The following is a 14,912-nucleotide window of genomic DNA, read 5'->3' as shown; positions in this document are numbered from 1 at the left end:
GTTTCCCGGTCTTTACGGTGTCGTCCGTATAGTTCAAATCTGGCATACCGCCGTAAGAATGAGTCCGCGAATTGAAAGAGGATGTATGGCATTCAAGCAAACAAAGGGTAACGTGACCGTCGAGGCGTGCGTATTCCCCGCGCCGGGCCACATGTTCAAAGGCGCACTGCGCGTAACGACCACGCGGCAAGACAGGCAGATCCAGCAGGTTACCGGGCGTGGCTGCGGCCGGCCGATGCGCGATTGCGCCGCGGCATTGGCCTTGGCCGAAGCTGAAGCTGAAGCACGCCGCATGCTCGGGGTTTGAAAATCCATGACGCCCTCGAGACCCGCCATGATATTCAGGGGAATGTGCAAGGTCGTCGCCATCGCCTTCGTCACCAATCAGGTTCTCACGACTATTTTTACGTACGTCGCGCAGCAACTCGACGCCGCGCTGCCCCATGAAACGATCTGGCTTTTCAGTTGCGTGACATGCGGGCTGCTCACCCTATGGTTGCAATCCGACGCGCGGCGCGCGTTCGGTTTCGCACGTGAGAAGGGTTTCGTGAAGACGGTTGGCGAGCGTAAGCAGGAGTTGCAGATTGCCGAGGATTGTCCGAAGCGGTGGCTGGTCATTCTGCATATCGAACTGAATCCCGCAGCGATACAGACATCGTGAGAACGCGGTACGCCGCAGTGGAATGTGCCTGCATGCGGACACATTCCACTGCGGCGTGCTTTAGCATGAAGATTTCTAAATGCCATTTTTTTACACGACATTAATACCGCATTGGCTAAGCTAAAAGTACAAGCTACCTGCCGGAGTTCTCGATGATACGAATGCTGATTCCTGTTCTCGACCATGGCGGCGCGATAGAAGCCGCGCGCTACGCGGCCTTCATGTTTCTGGAGCGTGGCGTGACCGAAGTCGAATTGCTGGAAGTACTCGAGCCGGTGGATCAGGGGCGCGCGGCAGCCTTCCACACCCGAAGCTCACTGGTGCGGATGGAAAAGCAGGCCATGCTGAAAGCGTTGATCGACGCCCGCACCATACTGGAAGAAGCAGGTGTGCCGTACCACTGGAAACGGGTATTCGGGCACCGCACGAAAGCCATCGCCGACTACGCGGCAAGCACCCGGCCCGACGTGATGGTGATCGACGCAAGCCAGATGGGCTTCTTCAGAAGGCTGGCCATGTTCGCTTCTCTATCGAGGCGGACCCCCACGCCGGTCACGATGGTTCATTGAAATAGCCCACGTTCATCGGCGGCAGCACCATCTGCTTGCCATGCCGGTGCAACCGCCTCGCGCTTATTCATTCCTTACCCAGCTCGGCAAAGCAGAGGGTGCTCGCCTCGCAGGCTTGCGTAAATGCGAGGTCGTAGCTCGAGAAAAAGACGGTGCGGGTTTCAGCGAGCGTTTTAAACAGATCCACCAGAACCGCACGCGCCGACGCGTCGAGTCCGCCTACCGGTTCATCCGCGATCACGACTTTCGTGTCGCCGAGTACCGCCCCCGTGAGAAAGATCTTCTTGCGCGTGCCGAACGACATCTGTTCGAAGCGCTTGTCGAGATGCGGTTCGAGTCCGAAGCGATGCGCGAGATCGAGCGTGTGAGCGTCGAGCACCGTGTTTCGCTCCGCCGCCACGCGATTCAGATACGCGCGGCCCGTCTCGTCGGGATACGTCATGCAGTCTTCCGGTACATAAGTGAGCACGGATTTCGCCAGACGCGGCGCGCTGCGCAGTGAGTGGCCGCCGAGCCATACCTCGCCCGTGTCGGGTTCGATCGTGCCTGCGAGCATGCCCAGCAATGTGGATTTGCCACTGCCTGATTCATCGTTGAGCGCCACGCATCCTGCCGCAGTGTCGTAATGCAGGTGCTGGAAGAGGATGCGTTCGCTATAGCGTTTGCTGAGGTTCTCGAATCGAAGCATAAACGTGGAGTGTGTCTGCCGAAGAATGGGCCGCGCGCGCTCGCGCTGAGTGCGATTCCGCGCGATGCGGCGGCTCGGGATTCATCGGGAAGTTGGCGGTGTGCAAGTGTAGCAGCGCGCCTGAAGGCACTGCCCGGCGTTCGACACTGCACCGGACGGTTGCGCCATTCGCCTGCGCAGTTGCGCGCAAACATCGGGGCAGGCGTGTAAAGTTGCGTCTCGCCGCGCCGTTAAGTAAAAAAGCGCCATTGACACGCCAACAATTTCCCGACTCTCCCGACGCTTTCCTCGTCAAGCGCAATCCATGCAAACCGCTGCCCGCGAAAGGACTCCGCCGTCCCGCGCCGAACTCAGACGTATCGTCACGGCGATTGTCGTCGGTAACGGCTTCGTCGCATACGACTTCACCGTCTACAGCTTTTCCGCCGTCATCATAGGCAATCTTTTTTTTCCTTCGGTTAATCCCGCGTCGTCGTTGCTGCTCTCGCTCGCCACCTTCGGTGCGGGTTTCGTGATGCGCCCGCTCGGCGCGATCATGATCGGCCACGTCGCCGACACCCGTGGCCGCAAAGCCGGTCTCACACTATCGCTAACCCTCATGACCGTCGGCACCTGGTTGATCGCGTGCCTGCCGGGCTATGCGTCGATCGGTCCGGCGGCGCCGGTATTGATGGTGCTCGCGCGCCTGATGCAGGGGCTCGCGGCAGGCGGGGAGATTGGGCCCGCGTCGGCTTCGCTGATGGAGTCGGCCGCTTACCGGCATCGCTGTTTCATGGTGAGCTGGCGCGGCGCGAGCCAGGGCGCGGCCGCGTTCGCCGCCGCGCTGGTCGGGGCGAGCATGACAGCGCTGCTGTCGCCCGCCGCGATGCAGGACTGGGGGTGGCGCATTCCGTTCGTGCTGGGCGGGCTGATCGGACCGGTCGGCTGGTATTTGCGCCGCCGGATGCCGGTGGCCGCGCCGCTGCCGCGTGCGCGGCTCAGCCCGTGGCGCATGCTCACGGACCATCCTCGTCCGATCATTTGCGGCCTGCTGATGATGGCGGCGCCTTCGGTGGGCATCTACCTCACCGTCTTCTATATGCCGGCTTATCTGGTTCGCACGCTGCATCGGCCGGCTGCGATCAGCTTGCTGACGGCCTGCCTCTCCGGGCTCGTGATCCTCGTCGTGACGCCGCTCCTCGCGTACGCGGCCGATCGCCTCGCGAGCCGCAAGACGCTGCAATACGCGGCACTCGTGGCCGCGCTGGCGGGCACATGGCCGGCATTCCGGGCGCTGGTTCACGGCGTGGGCGATGTCGCTGCGCTCGTCATCATCACGGCGTACGTCGCGCTTGCGGTCAATAACGCCGGCCCGGCGTCCGTGCTGATGATGGAGGCGTTTCCGGCGCATCGGCGCGCGGCCGGACTGGCGGTGATTTACAGCTTCGGGGTCGTGCTGTTCGGCGGATTTTCGCCGTTCCTCGTGACGTGGCTGATCAACCGGACGGGCGATCCGATGGTCCCCGCGTGGTATCTGATGGCCGCGACCCTGCTCACGCTTGCTGCGCTGCGGGCATTTCCCGAGGCAGAAACGCCCCGCGCGAGTGTTGCCCGCGCTTCGCAGCCGAGGCCGTAAGCTCGCCCGCGCCGTGGTGCTGCAGGATCAGCGCCCGCGCCCGCATGTCCTGCGGGCTCATGTCGAAGGCGCGGCGAAATGCGCGGGTGAAATCGGACGCGCTCTGGAAGCCGAGTCCGTACGCGATATCCGTCACCTGAAGATGTGGGAAACGGACCAGTTCGTCCGCCGCTTCCCGCAAACGGCGATTGCGGATGTAGGCGCCAAGGCCGCCGTCGTGCTCGAACCAGCGATAGATGGTGGCGCGTTTCAGTTGCAGCGCCTGGACCACGCTGGTTGGCGTGAGCTCGCTCTGATGCAGATTGGCGTCGACGTAACGCCGCACCTGTCCCATCACGGCCGCCTGCAGCGCCGCCCGGCTCGCACCCGTCAGGCTTGCTTCCTTGCGGAACGCGGCGATCATCAACTGGGCGCCTGTATGGAAGGCGTCTGCTGCGGCGAGCGGGTCGAGCGTGGGGATTTCCCTGGCGAGCGCCGCCATATGGTCCAGCACGAGACCGGTCAGCGGTGAGCCCTGCGGAACGATCCGCCCGTGAATGGCCGAACCGTCGCCCAGTTCCTCGTCCACGATCGCGGCTGGCACGAACAGATTCAGGAGCCGGCTTTCGGGCCGCGCGGCCCGAAACGGCTGGTTCATGTCGAACGCGACGATGCCCTGCACCGAACCCGGCGCACTGCGTTTCTTGCGAACCCCCGTTACTTCGCCGATTTCGCCTTCCACGCACAGATGGAAGACGTAGTCGCGCCGCGAGTCCGTGGAGACGCGCGCGACTGAGCGTTCCAGCCGCAATGCCTGCGTGCGGCAATCTGTAAATACGATGCCGCCGACCGCGTACAGATCGATCTCACCGCGAAATCCCGCCACGATCTGTTCCTTCGACGGCGGCACGTCGACCACATGGCCCACACGCTCGCGCCAGCCGAGAAATTGTTCCTCGATTGGGAGTGCATGCGTGCTGAAGCGGCTCGCGGAAATCGCAGAGCGCGATTCGGCTGCGGCGGCAGCGGCCAGATGCGGCGGCAAGGTGCGCTGATTCATGGATTGACGGTGCGAATTGGGGGGGCGCGGTCCTGCCGGATCGAGCGGCGGTAACCCGATATTTAACACGCCATCGTCCAAAACTGAGACGTATGGTAAAGCGTATCAAAAAAGCTGGGTTATTGTCGGACGATTGGCGGCGAATGGTTTTCATCTGCCGTTTAATGAGTCCATTGATAACAGAACAGGCCGCGGCGACGAATAGCCGTTTGAATCTGTCGAAGGAAGAGTTGCGAGGATCGGGGGTAGTTGCAGGAGAGCCGACCGGTGCCACCAGGCACCGGCAATAAGAAAAGATGGACCTGAGAGTGCGGCGAAATGCGGATGGACCCATAGAGGTCCGCCTCCCAGCCGCGAAAACGTTGGGCGCCTTGCCCGACGTCCGTCCGGCGGCGTGAGGTAGGCGCCGCCGGACTTGGCCGAGCGACCGGTCGGGGACTGCCACTAACGTGTCATCCCCGCCGGGCGCCCGCTCGGTTAACTTCTTCTACGCGACACGCGAAACCCGTTTATAGCCATCCGCCGTGTCTGGATGAATGTCTCTAATAATCCACGCTTTGCTGTCATTCTGACCGCTTTTAAATAGGGCGCGGTTACTTTCAGATCTGAAGAATACGCAGGGAATATAGCGCTGATAAACTGTGCGCCGGAGCAACCGGGCATCGCTTTAGCGCGCCGATTGCTCCCTGAATCCGACGCTATCGAAGGTCGGATAGACGGTAGAAACAGGCCTTTTCTGCAACCCGGAATGAGTGGCCAGCCGGTCTCCTGGCCGGCGGGTTGGCTGCTAAAAGGGACAAATGCTTTGGTGTCCTTCTTTTGGTGTCCTTCTTTCCGCACACGCATGGTGTCGCATCAGCGGATCTTCCCCATCAGCCTCTACCACCTGATTTTGACCAGTATTGAAGGCCTGTCTTGGCCTGTTTTTGGAAGTGACTCATGAAGCCGGGAAAGAATTCGCTTGAGAAAAGACGCGTACGCAAGATCGCCATGGCGCTCGGTGCGTTACTCGTCGCCGTATTGCTCGCCTTGAGCATGTGGGCTTACCAGCAGCGCGACGGGCAGGCCAATCCGGCGCTCACCGGCATTGCGAGTCAGATGCGTCACGATCCCTCGGCGTGGACACACGAAGAGAAAGACGCGTCGCAAATGCTGCGTGACGTTCGCGCCGCCAACGTAACAGCGATCGGCGTGAGCCCCAATGCGATCCTGGTGTCGACGCGCGAGGGCGCGAAATACTTCGTCACCGACCATAACGCCACGTTCTCGCACGCACTGCTGCTCGGCGAACCCAAAGCCGATCAGGCGGCGTCGTATCAGCTCGTCTGGCTGCCCGACGCCGATATCCGGACCGGCGCGGCGCGTTGGGTGCCGATATTCGGCCTGTTGCGCGACACGATCGGTCTGCTGCTGCCGTTGTTGCTGATCGGCGGCATGGTGTGGTACATGCGCCGCGAGATGAAGGGCGGCGCCTCGCTGCTCACCAAGGCGCCCACGCTGTGTTTCGACGACGTGATCGGCGCGGGAGAGGCCAAGGCGGCACTCGCGGACATCCGCGGCTATCTGTCCGATCCGAAGCAATTCACGTCGATGGGCGTGCGTGCGCCGTGCGGCATTCTGATGGTCGGCGGCCCGGGCGTCGGCAAGACTCGGCTTGCGCAGGCGCTCGCCGGCGAGTGCGGCGCGAACTTCATTTCGATCACGGGCAGCTATTTCAGTGCGAAGTACTACGGCGTCGGCATTCAGAAGGTCAAACACCTGTTCGAACTCGCGCGCAAGAACGCTCCCACGGTCATCTTCATCGACGAAGCCGACGGCCTCGCCAAACGCACGGATACCGGCGGCGGTCCCGTCGAAGCGGAGAGCAATCGCATCATCAATCAGTTGCTCGCGGAAATGGACGGCTTTGCTTCCAACGAAGGCGTCATCGTCGTCGCAGCGACCAATCATCCCGACAATCTGGACGAGGCGTTGCGCCGTCCGGGCCGCTTCGACCGTACCGTGCAGGTCCGTTTGCCCGACCGCGAAGAGCGCGCGGAAATTTTCCGCTTCTACGCGCAGAAACTGAAATCGAAAGCCGCCGATATCGACTACGACCAGCTTGCGCGCCTGACCACGGGGCTTTCTCCGGCAACCGTCGCGATGGTGGTGAATCAGGCAGGCCTCGTCGCGCGCAAAGCGGGCGAAACGGAAATCGCGTCGAGGCATTTCATGGAGGCGATCAAGATCGCGCGCATCGGCGACGTGAGCGGCGCCGAACGGGCGCTGAGCGAGGACGAACGCACGCGGATCGCGGTGCACGAAGCGGGGCACGGACTGGTTGCCGCGCTGCTCGGCACCGGTGTGCTGGAAGAGGTGACGATCTTGCCGCGTGGCGGCGCGTTGGGTGTCGCGCTGATCACGAAGGCGCAGGACAAGCACCTCTACCGCGAAACTGAAATTCGCAACGAGATTCAGGTTTTGCTGGGCGGACGCAACGCCGAAATCCTCACGTTCTCCGAAGCATCGAGTGGCGCCGCATCCGATCTGCAGGAAGCGTCGCGCATCAGCCTCGACATGGTGTCCAGGTTCGGCTTCAATCGCGACGGCGATCTGTTCAGCCTCGCGGCGCTGCCCTCGCAATACGCGGGTCTGCAAATGAAGAACGCCATCGAACACGCCAACGTGCTGCTGAAGGAATTGAACGAGTCGTGCTACGGACTGCTGCACGCCTATGAGCCTGTCCTACGCGCGATTGCCGACGAGCTGCTCGAACGGGAGACCGTTCCTGGCGAAACGGTTTACCGGTTGATCAAGGAGCACAAGAGTGCGCTGAAGATCGTCCACGAGCCGGCTGCTGCCTGAGCAATTTGCCCGTCACGCGTCGTCTGCGTGGGGCGCCGGTGGTGGTGTTTCGCCTTTTTGCGGTAACGGCTTATCGAGACCCGGTTCGACCGGTGTGGGGATGGCGTCGCCAATCGGCTTGGACACCTCGGTAGGCGGGCCGCCCGGATCTTCATCCGCCTTGCGGTCCGGCTCATTCGGCTCATTCGGGGGATTTGCCTTGGTTGCCAAGAGGGCTCTCCGGTTGATTGCGGTAAGCAATGACCAGCAAGGCGCGTTCCACGGCCTGAATTGACCGCCACACGGAACCCGAAACCTTATAAAACCCCGGATTTCCAGACCATCTGCGCGGCGGCGGCCAGAACGAACAGCAGAACCAGCACTCGAAACGCCGCCGGCGGCAAGCGGTCTCGCAGCGGCCGTACCAGTAGCATGCCGATGATTACCGGCACGCTCGCACACGCTGAAATGATCAGATCGCTCCAACTGGCATGCGCGCCGCCACTGAACGCGGCAACCAGCGTGATGATCGACACCACCAGGATAATTGCGATCTGCTTGGTAAAAGCTTTCCCCGTGGCGCCGGTGGCGATCAGATACATCGCCAGCAAAGGCCCCGGCACCGAGGCGATACTTTCCATCACGGCCGCGCCGAATCCCAGCACGAAGCCCGCCGGCTTCGCCCACGCCGGCGATAATGTCAGCCGCGGCGACAACAGCAGGAGCAGTGCCGCAACGATCAGCAAACTGCCTGCGGCAGCTTGCGCGCGATGCGGCGCCAGCGAGATCAATACGCTCACGCCGACAATATTGCCGACCACCGTGCCGATCAACGGCGCAGCAATGCGCCGGACTGTCGGCAGCATGTCGCCGCCTTCCAGCGCCTGAGGAATATTGCCGAGGATGATCGGCATCGACAGCAACAGCACGGCCTCTTTGATCGGCATGAACTGGCTGAGGATCGGCATCGCCACCAGCGGTACGCCGATACTGACTACGCCCTTGACCATGCCGCCCAGCAGCAGCGCCGCAATGATGCCAAGCAGCGCGTAGAGACTGAGCGTCTGCAGGCTCGCGCCAAGCACGCCGTCGGCAAAACTGAAATGAAACATCGTTGGTGTCCGCGAGCCAACCGCGCGGACCAGGTGGAGCGGCGTTCGCGGGCAGTGGCTTGTTTTTATTGTTCGGCCTGTTCAGTGCCCGCGTGTCGCGCAAGGATCGAAGCAGCCGGCTAAGTGAGGCCGCATGATACCGTGCCTGCGTTCAAATCGCATGAAGGCATATCGTAAGCTTCGCCGCGTTCAAATTGCATCTGACGTGACGTCTTCACCCTTGCGTGCACGCTCGTTGCGAGCGGCAGCGGAGGTTCCAACTGAGGCGGCAGGCGAGGCGGCAAGCGCCGGCACTCTTTGCGCGCTGACCGGGTCCGTCGTGTCCGTCTGCGCGTGCCGTGTTTTCAGGCGCAGAATCGGTGCTTCGATCAGCCGCCAGGACAGCACGGCCAGCGTCAGCGAAATCAGGAATGACGCGACAATGCCCGCGGCGTGCGCCCAGACCGGTACGACGCCACCGAAGAACGCCGTGGCGTGGCGGTTGCGAGTCAGGTCCGGAATCAGGTTATGGTAGAGATAAAAGCCGTAGCTGATGCGCCCGAAGTTCACCAGCCAGCCGGTTTCAAGCAGACCGATCACCACTGCATTGCGGCAGCACGCAATCGAACCCACAAGCGCCGCGATACAGACGCCATACACGGCGGTCACCATTGTGAAGGCAAGCGGACTGTTCAACTGGCTCCACCTCGGCTCGGTCGCGCAAAACCCCACAAGGCACACACTCAGTACGAGTAACGTCATGCCATGTCCGAGCATGACGCGTAAGCGGCTCGCTTCTCCTGCGATCATCAGGCCGCCCATGCCGCCTAAAGCCAGTAGCCAGAAGTTGGTTAGCGGATGCGTGTAGATGGTGATTTCCTGCCACTGTGCCGCACGCATCGCTAACAGCGAGACCAGCCCGACCGCGATGATCGCGAGACACACAGCCCGATGCCGCCGCGTCGCAACCAGCAGTAACAATGGCGCCAACACGAGATAAAACTGTTCTTCGATCGCGAGACTCCAGAGGTGCGAGTAACGTCCCGGCCAGTAATGGAGCACGGAGCCGATCCAGAAGTTCGACAAATAAGCGAAATGAAACGGCATGCCGCCCGCCAGTTCAGGACTTGCCATGCCCAGCGCCATCAGCACGCACATCACGCCCAGCATCAGGTAGTAAACCGGAAAGATACGCAACGTGCGGCGGAATAAAAAACGCTTCAGTTCGGCGCCGAAGCCACTGTCGTTTCTCTCGATACGTGTGCGTTGCGCGGACAGAATGCCGATGATCAGAAAGCCGCTCAGCGCGAAAAAAATCCATACGCCGAGGTGGCCGATCTCACCGATTTCACCGAACAGACGGTGTTGAAAAAAGACCATCAGGACTGCAATCGCGCGCAATCCGTCGAAGCCGGCGATCCTGTTGTTCATGGGGTTGTCTTCCAGCGGAAATGCATAAATTCATCCTACGATGAAAAAAAGCGAAAAAAATCGCGCGCTGGAATGTGTGATTTTTTTCAGCTGCCTTCAGTTGCCTTTACCGATCGCATTCGCACCGAACCTGGTAAAAGCCGCAAAACTTGCTGCAAGTTTTCCGTGAATCAACACGGGACGAAACTGTATTACGGTGTACCGACAGCCGAATTTCAGATTGCTGCCGCCTCGAATGCGTTTAAAGGGTGGTTGTCAGCGCGCACGGACAGGGCGCACGGACTCGGCGGGAACGATTTATTGTCATAGGGTTCCTAACGGGAACAACGACATCTACCGGCCTTCCACGGCGCCTGGCACGCACGCGCCATCTTGCGAGAAACAGCATGGACATTCGTCGCGGACGCTCGATCGAAGTGGACTTCTTCCGTGGCGTCGTGCTGATCGTCATCGTGCTGGATCACATTCCCGGTAGCACGCTGTCGCATCTGATGTTGCACGCCTATGCGTTGTGCGATTCGGCGGAAGTGTTCGTATTCCTCGGCGGCTATGCGTCGGCAGCGGCGTATACGGCGGTGCTCGCGGGCCGCGGCGAAAGCGCGGCGGCAATGCGCTTTGTCCGGCGCTGCTGGGAAATCTATCGTGCCTATCTGTTGACCGCGGTGTTGACCCTGCTGTCCGGCGCTATTCTCGCGCTATTGCATCTGAACCAGCCGATGATCGACCTCACGGGCTGGCAGCCGTTCGCGGTTCAGCCGCTGCACGCGGCGTTCGATATTGCCGTGCTGCGGCGCCAGCCGTATCTGTCGAGCGTGCTGCCCATGTACGTGATCTTTGCGCTGTGCGTGCCGCTCGCGGTGCCGCTGGCGCGCCGCTCGCCGCTCGCGGCGCTGGGTCTGAGCCTCGCGGTCTGGTCGCTCGCCCGGCCGCTGGCCGCGCTATTGAGCATTGACGACGTGGCCGACTGGGCTTTTAATCCGTTTGCGTGGCAACTGATGTTCGTGCTTGGTATTCTGTGCCGGGTGCAGCCCGTCAGCGAGCGCTTTCACGCCACCCGTGCGGCGCGCTGGCTCACGCGTGCCGCGGTGGTCGCCGTGCTGGCCTTCGCGATCGTCAAACTCTTTATACTGACGCAGCCATTGCCCGGCGTGCTTAAACAGAACCTTTCAGTGGATCGCGTGATCAACTTTGTCGTTATCGCCTGGCTCGCCGCGCAGTTCGTGCGCGCGGGCAGCATTGCGTGGCTTGCACAGCGGTTGCCGGCCGTGGTGACGGTCGGCCGCACCGGGCTGGTATGTTTCGTTTCCGGCACGCTGGTATCGCTGATCGTCGATACGGCGACACCGCATACGTTCCACGGCTTTCGCGGCACGCTGATCGGCCTCGGCGGCGATCTGGTCGCCATCGGCGCAGTGCTGATGATCGCGCGCGGCTGGAACGACTGGAAAGGGCAGCAGTCGCGCACGGCTGCCAGACGCGCGCGTTACGGATGAGGGCGCGTGCGGGCCTGGTGTGCCATGTGAATTTGACGCGAGGTTCGCGCACGCTGCTCATGGCCGTCGGCGCGATGCTGTGCTTGAACGCTCCGGCGGCATTCGCCGCGACCAAGGACGCCCCGCTCGCCATGCGCTGCGCGGAACTCGCGGGCGCCGTGCTGCCTCCTGAACTGATCGCCATACCCACAGCCGGCGTGCTGATCGAAAGCGCTGCCATGATCGCGGCCACCGCGCCCGGCAATCAGCAGGGCGGGGAATATTGCCGTATCACCGGCCGTATCAAAGGGCTCAAGGCCACCACCCCCGATATCCGCTTCGACCTGAATCTGCCGCGCCGCTGGAACGGCCGCGCGTTGCAGATTGGCGGCGGGGGCTATAACGGCGTGGTGGTGAGCGGCACGGGCGTGATGCCGTTCTCACCGGATCGCGCACCGCTCGCGCAAGGCTATGCGACCTTCGGCGACGACTCCGGGCATGTGGGCAATTCGTCACTCGCGGTCTTCGGCCTCGTGGATGAAGCGGTGACGAATTTCGGCTACGCGCATCTGAAGAAAACGCACGACGCCGCGCTCGCGCTCATTGTGCGTGCGTATGGCCGGCCGCCGCAGCGCATGTATTTCGCCGGCGGCTCGACGGGCGGCCGCGAAGGCTACACGGTGATGCAGCGCTACCCGGACGACTACGACGGCGTAATCGCCAATTCCCCCGCGCTCAATTTTTCCGGCGTGCGATTGATGGGCGTGAAGCTCGGCCAGGCGGAATACGCGACGCCCGGCGGCTTCATCCCGCCGCTGTTGCTCGAGCACGTGTATGAACGCACGGTTGCGGTGTGCGACCGGCTCGACGGCGCGGCGGACGGCATCGTCAGCGATGTTGCCGGGTGCCAGCAACACGAAGCGGAAATCATCGCCTCGTTGCGCTGCGCCGGACGAACACCCTCGCACGACGAGTGCCTCAGCGACGCGCAACTCTCCACCTTGCTGCTGATGCGCGACGGCCTGGCGTTGCCCTACAGGCTGGCGTGGGGCGTGACCGGCTATGCCGGCTATAACGTCTTTCAGGGCACGCGCCTGACCGGCCTGCTCGGGCTCGCGCATCAAGCCGAGCGTTTGCCGGTGCCGACTTTCTTCGCCAACGGCTACCTGTTCGCGCAGGGCGACGGCTACATCCGCTATTTCGTGACGCGCGACGAGGCGTTCGATTCGCTGAGGTTCGACCCGTCGCATCCCGGCAAGTATCGCGGCCAGCTTGTCGCGCTGTCGCAGACCATCGGCGCGATGAACCCCGATCTGGCAGGCTACATCGCGCACGGCGGCAAGCTCATCACACTGCAGGGTCTCGCCGACGAAGTCATTAGCCCGAACCAGACGATCGCCTACTACGAAGCGTTGGTCGATCGTTTCGGCGTCGATCAGGTCGATGCATTCATGCGGCTCTATATGGTGCCGGGTTTTCAGCATGGCAGCGGCGTGTTCATTCCCTCCGTGGATCTGCTGGGCGCGCTCGACAACTGGGTGACGCGCGGCGTATCGCCCGAAACGCTGACCGCCACCGATATCGCGCCCACCACCAACGGACGCTCGCGCCCGTTGTGCCGTTACCCGCTGTTTCCCCGCTACAGCGGCAAGGGCAACGTGAATCTGGCCGCCAGTTTCACGTGCGCCGAGCCCTGAGGGACCGCGCCCGGCGGTTTTCCGGATTATCGGGGTTATGCTGCACGCTTTCGCACTTTCAATTACATTGCGGGTGCGGCCGCCTATTCGCACCGCCCCCTTCCAATCAAAAACCGGTGTCTGCCATCGTCGAATCCATGCAGCCAATCGTCTCGGTCACGAATCTGTCGAAAACCTATGCCACGGGTTTTCATGCACTCAAAAACATCAATCTGGCGATCAACCGCGGAGAAATCTTCGCCTTGCTGGGCCCCAACGGCGCGGGCAAAACTACCCTTATCAGCATCATCTGCGGCATCGTCAATGCGAGCGAGGGCAGCGTGACGGTGGACGGCCGCGATATCGCGCAGGACTACCGTGGCGCACGTTCGCTGATCGGCCTCGTGCCGCAGGAACTCACCACCGACTCGTTCGAAACCGTCTGGGCGACCGTCTCGTTCAGCCGCGGCCTGTTCGGCAAGCCGAAAAACCCTGCTTACATCGAAAAGGTCTTGCGCGATCTGTCGCTGTGGGAAAAGCGCAATAGCAAGATCATTACGCTGTCGGGCGGCATGAAGCGCCGCGTGCTGATAGCGAAAGCGCTCTCGCACGAACCGCGCGTGCTGTTTCTCGACGAACCTACGGCGGGGGTCGACGTCGAGTTGCGCCGCGATATGTGGAAGCTGGTGCGCTCGCTCACGGCGAGCGGCGTGACGATCATTCTCACCACGCACTATATCGACGAGGCCGAGGAAATGGCTGACCGCATCGGCGTGATCAATGCGGGCGAGATCATGCTGGTGGAAGAGAAGACCGCGTTGATGCGCAAGCTCGGCAAGAAACAGTTGACGCTGCAACTGGAGAGTCCGCTCGCCGAAGTCCCCCCGGCGCTGGGCGGATATGGGCTCGATCTTGCCAAGGGCGGCAACGAACTGATCTACACGTATGAAGGCGACGGCGGCCGCACCGACATCATCGCTCTGCTCAAAGCGCTCGACGATGCCGGCATCCGCTTCAAGGATCTGCATACGACACAAAGCTCGCTCGAAGACATCTTCGTCAGTCTGGTACGAGGTAACGCATGAACATTTACGCAATCCGCGCGATCTACAAGTTCGAGATGGCGCGCACCTGGCGCACGCTGATGCAGAGCATCATCGCGCCGGTGATTTCAACCTCGCTTTACTTCGTCGTGTTCGGCGCGGCCATCGGTTCGCGTATCAAGGAGGTAGACGGTATCAGTTACGGCGCGTTCATCGTGCCGGGTCTGATCATGTTGTCGCTGCTGTCGCAGAGCATTTCGAACGCGTCGTTCGGCATTTACTTTCCACGCTTTACCGGCACGATCTACGAATTGCTGTCGGCGCCGGTGTCGTATCTGGAGATCGTCGTGAGCTATGTGGGCGCGGCGGCCACCAAATCGATTCTGCTCGGGCTGATCATTCTGGCTACCGCCGGCCTGTTCGTGCCGCTGCAGGTGCAGCATCCGTTCTGGATGATTCTGTTTCTGGTGCTCACCGCGGTGACCTTCAGCCTGCTCGGTTTCATTATCGGCATCTGGGCGGATGGCTTCGAGAAACTGCAACTCGTGCCGCTGCTGATCATCACGCCGCTCACGTTCCTCGGCGGAAGCTTTTATGCGGTCAATATGCTGCCGCCGTTCTGGAAAGTCGTCACGCTGTTCAATCCGATCGTCTATCTGGTCAGCGGATTTCGCTGGAGCTTCTATGGCCTCGCCGATGTGGATGTCGGTGTCAGCCTCGGCATGACCGCGTTGTTCCTTGCGGTGTTTCTCGCGATCGTCGCATGGATCTTCAAGACCGGGTATCGGCTCAAGAGTTGAGCGT

Annotated in this window: 14 protein-coding genes; 9 read left to right on the top strand and 5 right to left on the bottom strand. The window is 61.8% G+C overall.

From position 1 onward, the window contains the following. Positions 1-85: 85 nt before the first annotated feature. The 3 genes from HWX91_RS11645 (at position 86) to HWX91_RS11635 (ending at position 1,230) form a co-directional block, all read left to right on the top strand. Positions 86-307, top strand: a complete 222-nt coding sequence (locus HWX91_RS11645; RefSeq protein ID WP_028193901.1) for a hypothetical protein — start codon at positions 86-88, stop codon at positions 305-307. A gap of 27 nt (positions 308-334) precedes the next feature. After that, positions 335-661, top strand: coding sequence for a hypothetical protein (locus tag HWX91_RS11640; protein ID WP_035519153.1), 327 nt, complete (start codon positions 335-337; stop codon positions 659-661). Positions 662-813: 152 nt separating this feature from the next. Then, positions 814-1,230: a universal stress protein gene (locus HWX91_RS11635; RefSeq protein WP_028193899.1), complete on the top strand. Its 417-nt coding sequence runs from the start codon at positions 814-816 to the stop codon at positions 1,228-1,230. A gap of 67 nt (positions 1,231-1,297) precedes the next feature. On the opposite strand, the gene HWX91_RS11630 is transcribed toward HWX91_RS11635, so the two are convergent. Further along, positions 1,298-1,918 (bottom strand): ABC transporter ATP-binding protein, encoded by a 621-nt coding sequence (locus tag HWX91_RS11630; RefSeq protein WP_028193898.1) that lies wholly within the window; start codon positions 1,916-1,918, stop codon positions 1,298-1,300. Positions 1,919-2,222: 304 nt separating this feature from the next. Between HWX91_RS11630 and HWX91_RS11625 the strand changes: the two genes are divergently transcribed. Then, positions 2,223-3,533: an MFS transporter gene (locus HWX91_RS11625; protein ID WP_028193897.1), complete on the top strand. Its 1,311-nt coding sequence runs from the start codon at positions 2,223-2,225 to the stop codon at positions 3,531-3,533. On the opposite strand, the gene HWX91_RS11620 is transcribed toward HWX91_RS11625, so the two are convergent. Beyond that, complete coding sequence (locus HWX91_RS11620) at positions 3,451-4,572, bottom strand: AraC family transcriptional regulator (protein ID WP_042273566.1); 1,122 nt, start codon at positions 4,570-4,572, stop codon at positions 3,451-3,453. The genes HWX91_RS11625 and HWX91_RS11620 overlap by 83 nt on opposite strands. A gap of 939 nt (positions 4,573-5,511) precedes the next feature. Here HWX91_RS11620 and HWX91_RS11615 point away from each other — a divergent pair. After that, on the top strand, positions 5,512-7,416 hold the full coding sequence (locus HWX91_RS11615; RefSeq protein ID WP_028193896.1) for an AAA family ATPase: 1,905 nt from the start codon (positions 5,512-5,514) through the stop codon (positions 7,414-7,416). Positions 7,417-7,428: 12 nt separating this feature from the next. On the opposite strand, the gene HWX91_RS11610 is transcribed toward HWX91_RS11615, so the two are convergent. From HWX91_RS11610 to HWX91_RS11600, 3 genes are all read right to left on the bottom strand, one after another. Beyond that, a complete protein-coding gene (locus HWX91_RS11610) occupies positions 7,429-7,626 on the bottom strand; it encodes a hypothetical protein (RefSeq protein WP_035519152.1) in 198 nt (65 codons plus the stop codon). A gap of 86 nt (positions 7,627-7,712) precedes the next feature. Next, the gene (locus HWX91_RS11605) at positions 7,713-8,507 is read right to left on the bottom strand and encodes a sulfite exporter TauE/SafE family protein (protein ID WP_028193895.1); all 795 of its coding nucleotides are present in this window, start codon (positions 8,505-8,507) and stop codon (positions 7,713-7,715) included. A 189-nt stretch (positions 8,508-8,696) separates the two neighbouring features. After that, a complete protein-coding gene (locus tag HWX91_RS11600) occupies positions 8,697-9,917 on the bottom strand; it encodes an acyltransferase family protein (RefSeq protein WP_081832885.1) in 1,221 nt (406 codons plus the stop codon). Between the two features lie 386 nt (positions 9,918-10,303). On the opposite strand from HWX91_RS11600, the gene HWX91_RS11595 reads away from it, so the two are divergent. From HWX91_RS11595 to HWX91_RS11580, 4 genes are all read left to right on the top strand, one after another. Continuing rightward, entirely contained in the window at positions 10,304-11,410 is a 1,107-nt protein-coding gene (locus HWX91_RS11595; RefSeq protein ID WP_028193894.1) for an OpgC domain-containing protein, read from the top strand. Positions 11,411-11,469: 59 nt separating this feature from the next. Continuing rightward, positions 11,470-13,086 (top strand): tannase/feruloyl esterase family alpha/beta hydrolase, encoded by a 1,617-nt coding sequence (locus HWX91_RS11590; protein WP_244144072.1) that lies wholly within the window; start codon positions 11,470-11,472, stop codon positions 13,084-13,086. A 137-nt stretch (positions 13,087-13,223) separates the two neighbouring features. Then, positions 13,224-14,150 (top strand): ABC transporter ATP-binding protein, encoded by a 927-nt coding sequence (locus HWX91_RS11585; RefSeq protein WP_028193892.1) that lies wholly within the window; start codon positions 13,224-13,226, stop codon positions 14,148-14,150. Then, complete coding sequence (locus HWX91_RS11580) at positions 14,147-14,908, top strand: ABC transporter permease (protein WP_028193891.1); 762 nt, start codon at positions 14,147-14,149, stop codon at positions 14,906-14,908. The genes HWX91_RS11585 and HWX91_RS11580 overlap by 4 nt, the downstream gene beginning before the upstream one ends. Positions 14,909-14,912 lie beyond the last annotated feature (4 nt).

It is taken from the genome of Paraburkholderia fungorum, assembly GCF_902833645.1.
Lineage (GTDB): Bacteria > Pseudomonadota > Gammaproteobacteria > Burkholderiales > Burkholderiaceae > Paraburkholderia > Paraburkholderia fungorum.
The sequence above is the reverse complement of the archived record's forward strand: the minus strand, read 5'-3'. Positions and strand labels throughout refer to the sequence as shown.

Excerpts from the sequence above, each read along its gene's own strand:
- HWX91_RS11585 (WP_028193892.1), top strand. The coding sequence starts at position 13,224 with ATGCAGCCAATCGTCTCGGTCACGAATCTGTCGAAAACCTATGCCACG.
- HWX91_RS11590 (WP_244144072.1), top strand. The coding sequence starts at position 11,470 with ATGGCCGTCGGCGCGATGCTGTGCTTGAACGCTCCGGCGGCATTCGCC.
- HWX91_RS11630 (WP_028193898.1), bottom strand. The coding sequence starts at position 1,918 with ATGCTTCGATTCGAGAACCTCAGCAAACGCTATAGCGAACGCATCCTC.
- HWX91_RS11635 (WP_028193899.1), top strand. The coding sequence starts at position 814 with ATGATACGAATGCTGATTCCTGTTCTCGACCATGGCGGCGCGATAGAA.
- HWX91_RS11580 (WP_028193891.1), top strand. The coding sequence starts at position 14,147 with ATGAACATTTACGCAATCCGCGCGATCTACAAGTTCGAGATGGCGCGC.
- HWX91_RS11595 (WP_028193894.1), top strand. The coding sequence starts at position 10,304 with ATGGACATTCGTCGCGGACGCTCGATCGAAGTGGACTTCTTCCGTGGC.
- HWX91_RS11640 (WP_035519153.1), top strand. The coding sequence starts at position 335 with ATGATATTCAGGGGAATGTGCAAGGTCGTCGCCATCGCCTTCGTCACC.
- HWX91_RS11605 (WP_028193895.1), bottom strand. The coding sequence starts at position 8,507 with ATGTTTCATTTCAGTTTTGCCGACGGCGTGCTTGGCGCGAGCCTGCAG.
- HWX91_RS11615 (WP_028193896.1), top strand. The coding sequence starts at position 5,512 with ATGAAGCCGGGAAAGAATTCGCTTGAGAAAAGACGCGTACGCAAGATC.
- HWX91_RS11620 (WP_042273566.1), bottom strand. The coding sequence starts at position 4,572 with ATGAATCAGCGCACCTTGCCGCCGCATCTGGCCGCTGCCGCCGCAGCC.
- HWX91_RS11625 (WP_028193897.1), top strand. The coding sequence starts at position 2,223 with ATGCAAACCGCTGCCCGCGAAAGGACTCCGCCGTCCCGCGCCGAACTC.
- HWX91_RS11645 (WP_028193901.1), top strand. The coding sequence starts at position 86 with ATGGCATTCAAGCAAACAAAGGGTAACGTGACCGTCGAGGCGTGCGTA.
- HWX91_RS11600 (WP_081832885.1), bottom strand. The coding sequence starts at position 9,917 with ATGAACAACAGGATCGCCGGCTTCGACGGATTGCGCGCGATTGCAGTC.